The 3,675-nt window shown below is 64.2% G+C and carries 1 protein-coding gene and 1 rRNA gene; one reads left to right on the top strand and one right to left on the bottom strand.

What is annotated here, in order from left to right:
• Positions 1-55: 55 nt before the first annotated feature.
• A 5S ribosomal RNA gene (rrf, locus tag AC1DNC_RS16730) occupies positions 56-172 on the top strand.
• 489 nt (positions 173-661) lie between these two features.
• Here rrf and AC1DNC_RS16725 read toward each other — a convergent pair.
• A complete protein-coding gene (locus tag AC1DNC_RS16725) occupies positions 662-3,088 on the bottom strand; it encodes an HAD-IC family P-type ATPase (protein ID WP_476863652.1) in 2,427 nt (808 codons plus the stop codon).
• Between the last annotated feature and the right edge of the window lie 587 nt (positions 3,089-3,675).

Below are 3,675 nucleotides of genomic sequence, written 5' to 3'. Positions count from 1 at the left end.
AGATTTCCCGCCCAGGGAACCCCCACAACAGGGGTTCGGGGTGCGGACACAGGGTTACGGCGGTCATAGCGTGGGGGAAACGCCCGGTCCCATTCCGAACCCGGAAGCTAAGACCCACAGCGCCGATGGTACTGCACCCGGGAGGGTGTGGGAGAGTAGGTCACCGCCGGACATACATTACAGCCAGGCCCCGACACACAGTGTCGGGGCCTGCGCCATTTAACCCAAAAACAACCCAGACGCTCCCTCAGCACCGGGAGCCCACACCACGCACGCTCCCTCAGCACTGGTGGACTCTAGAACGATGCTCCCTCAGATCCGGTGCGCACACCACAAACGCTCCCTCAGCTCCGGCAGCTATACGCCGAACGCTCCCTCACATCCTGGACGTGTCGCTGGAAGCCTCGCGCAGTTCCTGCAGCCACACCACCCGTATTGAGGGAGCGTCGTCTGAAATCGCGTCAGAGGTGAGGGAGCGTCGGAAGGAAACGCTCCAAAGGTGAGGGAGCGTTGGGTGCAAACGCGGCAAAGGTGAGAGAGCGTCGATAGAGGACGATGCGGAGTTGGCCGGGGCGGACGTCGTCGGCAGCCGAATCGGAGGGTTCGTCGCCCCGTTGGTCGGTACCCTGACGGCAGACTTGCTGAGAGCACGTCGGCCGAGTCAGCGCGGAAACTTGCGGCCATGGAGCCAGACGAGCAGTTCAATCGCGAGGCCACCGCCAGCACCTGTTGCCAGTGCCGCGAGCAGGAGTCCGGTGGGCGGCCAGGAGAGGATGAAGAAGTCCTGCGCCAAGGGAACGTTGAGCAAGATGACGAGGGCGGCGCACATGGCTGCCAGTACGGTGACCCGGCCGGCGTTCAGCGGTCGGGACACCACCGCCAAGATCCAGAGTCCAACCACCGTGAGGGTGAGCACGGAAGCGGAACGCGCTGCCTCCGGGGCGGGCGCTCCAGCCGTCGGGGCGACTGCGTTGAGGACCAGCAAGGAGGCCGCGACGATTAGGCCGGCCGGCAGCGAGAACCAGAGGGACCGGCGGAGGAATCCGGGTTTGTAGCGGCGGGTGTTCGGCATCAGCGCGAGGAAGAACGCAGGGATGCCGATCGTCAAACCATCGGTGAATGACAACTGGCGGGGGAGGAAAGGGAATGGCCACTGCAGCAGTGCGAAACTGACGGCGATGGCAATCGAGTAGGACGTCTTGCTGAGGAAAAGGCTCGATACCCGCTCGATGTTGGCGATGACCCTTCGCCCCTCTGCCAGCACTTCTGGGAGCCTGTCGAAGCGTCCGTCGAGGAGGACCAGACGCGCCACCGCCTTGGTGGCGGGCGCGGCGGAATCAACCGCGATGCCCAGGTCTGCCGTCTTGAGGGCGAGGGCATCGTTGACTCCATCCCCGGTCATCGCCACGGTGTGGCCAAGCCGTTGCAGGGCAGCGACCATGTCCCTCTTTTGCTCGGGGTTGACTCGGCCAAAGACATTGTTGCTCCCCATCACCTCCTCGAGAAGCAGGGGATCCTCCGGTAAGGAACGCGCGTCGTAGCCTTGGGCCACATCGAGACCAACCCGTCGGGCGATGGCGGCGACGGTCCGCGGATCGTCGCCGGAGATGATTTTCACGGCCACACCCTCGGCGCGAAAGAATTCCAGGGTGTCCCGGGCGTCGGTGCGGGTTTGTTCCCGGAACGTCAGCAGTGCGACGGGCCGCAGGCCCGGGGGCAGCGCTGGCGTCTTACTCCCTCCGGGTGATGTGTCCGCTGCGGCCAGGAGGAGGGTCCTAAGACCGGTCCCGGCGAGCTCGCCGGCTAGTTCCAGGACGCCGGCACGGTCCGGATTTGTCGTCCCGGGCGAGCTGTCGACGGACCCCGGACGCGAACCTCCGGAGACGCCGTTTGGCGGCGCCAGAATCATTTCCGGGGCCCCCAAAATCCATGTTGGTGCCGTGCCGTTTCCCCCGCCAAAGGTCACCCCGCTCCACTTGCGGGAGGAGGAGAACGGAACGTAGGAAATCGACTGGAATCCGCCGTCGTCCTCGAAAGCGCTGCCTAGGCTCCGCGCCGTCGCGTTTGCCTCGGGTTCGGACGCAAACCAGCCGAGTGCCTGCTCCCAGCCCGGATCCGGCGTTGACGACAGCCGGTGAACCGCGTCGAACTTCAGGCCGCCCTCCGTCAAGGTGCCGGTCTTGTCCATGCACAGGACGTCCACCCTCGCGAGTCCTTCGACAGCTGCCAGTTCCTGAATCAAAACCTTGTGGGCCGCCAGCCTGAGCCCTCCGACCGCGAACGCCACGCTGGTCAGCAGCACAAGGCCTAAGGGAACCATCGCGATCACGCTGGCGATGACGCCTACCAAGGCTGCCGTCCAGGCGCCCGTCGCAATAGCGTCCTGCCAACCGCCGCGCGCCTGCAGCTCGCCGTTGACCACCAAAGCGGCGACAGGAAGGATAGCCCAGGCAATCCAGCGCAGCACACGGTTGAGGCTGTTGCGGATTTCCGAGTTGACGAGCGAGAACCGGCGGGCATCAGCCGTGAGCCGGCTGGCGAAGGAGTCTGCACCCACCCGTACCACCCGGGCCTTGCCATGGCCGGCCACAATGATGGATCCCGAAAGCACTTCAGACCCGGTGTCCTTGGCAATGGGGTCCGATTCGCCGGTGAGGAGGGATTCATCCGCTTCGAGCCCCGCGGCTTCGAGCACCGCTGCATCTGCCGTAACTTGGTCTCCCGCGCGCAGGACCAGGACGTCGTCACGGACGACGTCGGCCGTGGCGATCTCCCGGATGCTCCCGTCGCGCAGTACCCGGGCGCGCGGGGCATCCAGGACGGCAAGACGGTCCAGGGATCTTTTGGCCCGGAATTCCTGGACGACGCCGATCACTGCGTTCCCCGCGGCAGCCAGGCCGAACAGTGCGTCCTGCCAGCGGCCCAGGAGCAACAGCACAAGGAAGCTCGAGCCCACGATCGCGTTGAAGAGCGTGAGGACGTTGGCCCGGAAGATCTGCCAGAGGCTGCGACTCGTCTTGTCCGGTACCCGGTTGTCCAGACCGCTTTCAATCCGGGCCGTGACGTCGTGCTGCGAAAGCCCGTTCACGGCCGGACCGGACACGTGCCGATGGAACGGAACTGCTTTCTGGCGCCGGCGCTGTGCCCTCACCCCCTGATGGTATCCGCAGCCGCAGCCAAAAGTGATGGAGCATACAGCCCCAAACCACGACGGCGGACTGCCGCCAGGGAGAGGAAGGCGGGGTTGCGGGCCCGGGTTGCCGCGGTTTTCGCGTTGACCGCGCGTGCCACCGCCCGGTGGGTGGGCGGGTTTGCAGTTACCCCCGACTGGGTGTATTGTTTTCTAAGTCGCCACGAGGGAGCGCAGCGGAAACGCTGAAGGACCGGAGGCGGCCAATCCCCCAAAAATAATTCAAAACCGAGTTCTTTCGGCGTCAAAATCGCTAGAGAATTTTGGCGGGGCTGGTTCGTCTGCTGATGCAGGTCCGGGAAATCGGATTTGCTTCGGAGACTGAAACCGGGTAAGTTTGAAAAGTTGCTCCGGAGCGATCCTGGACCGTTGGGTTTGGGTGGTGCCGGGTGTGTCTGTTGTTTGAGAACTCAATAGTGTGCCAAGTTTGTTGATACCAATTGTTTTATTGATTGGTTGTTTTGGCTGTGTTGTCCACCCCGTGG

It is taken from the genome of Arthrobacter sp. 01N442 (genome assembly GCF_056399345.1).
This window is presented reverse-complemented; position numbering and strand designations above follow the sequence as displayed.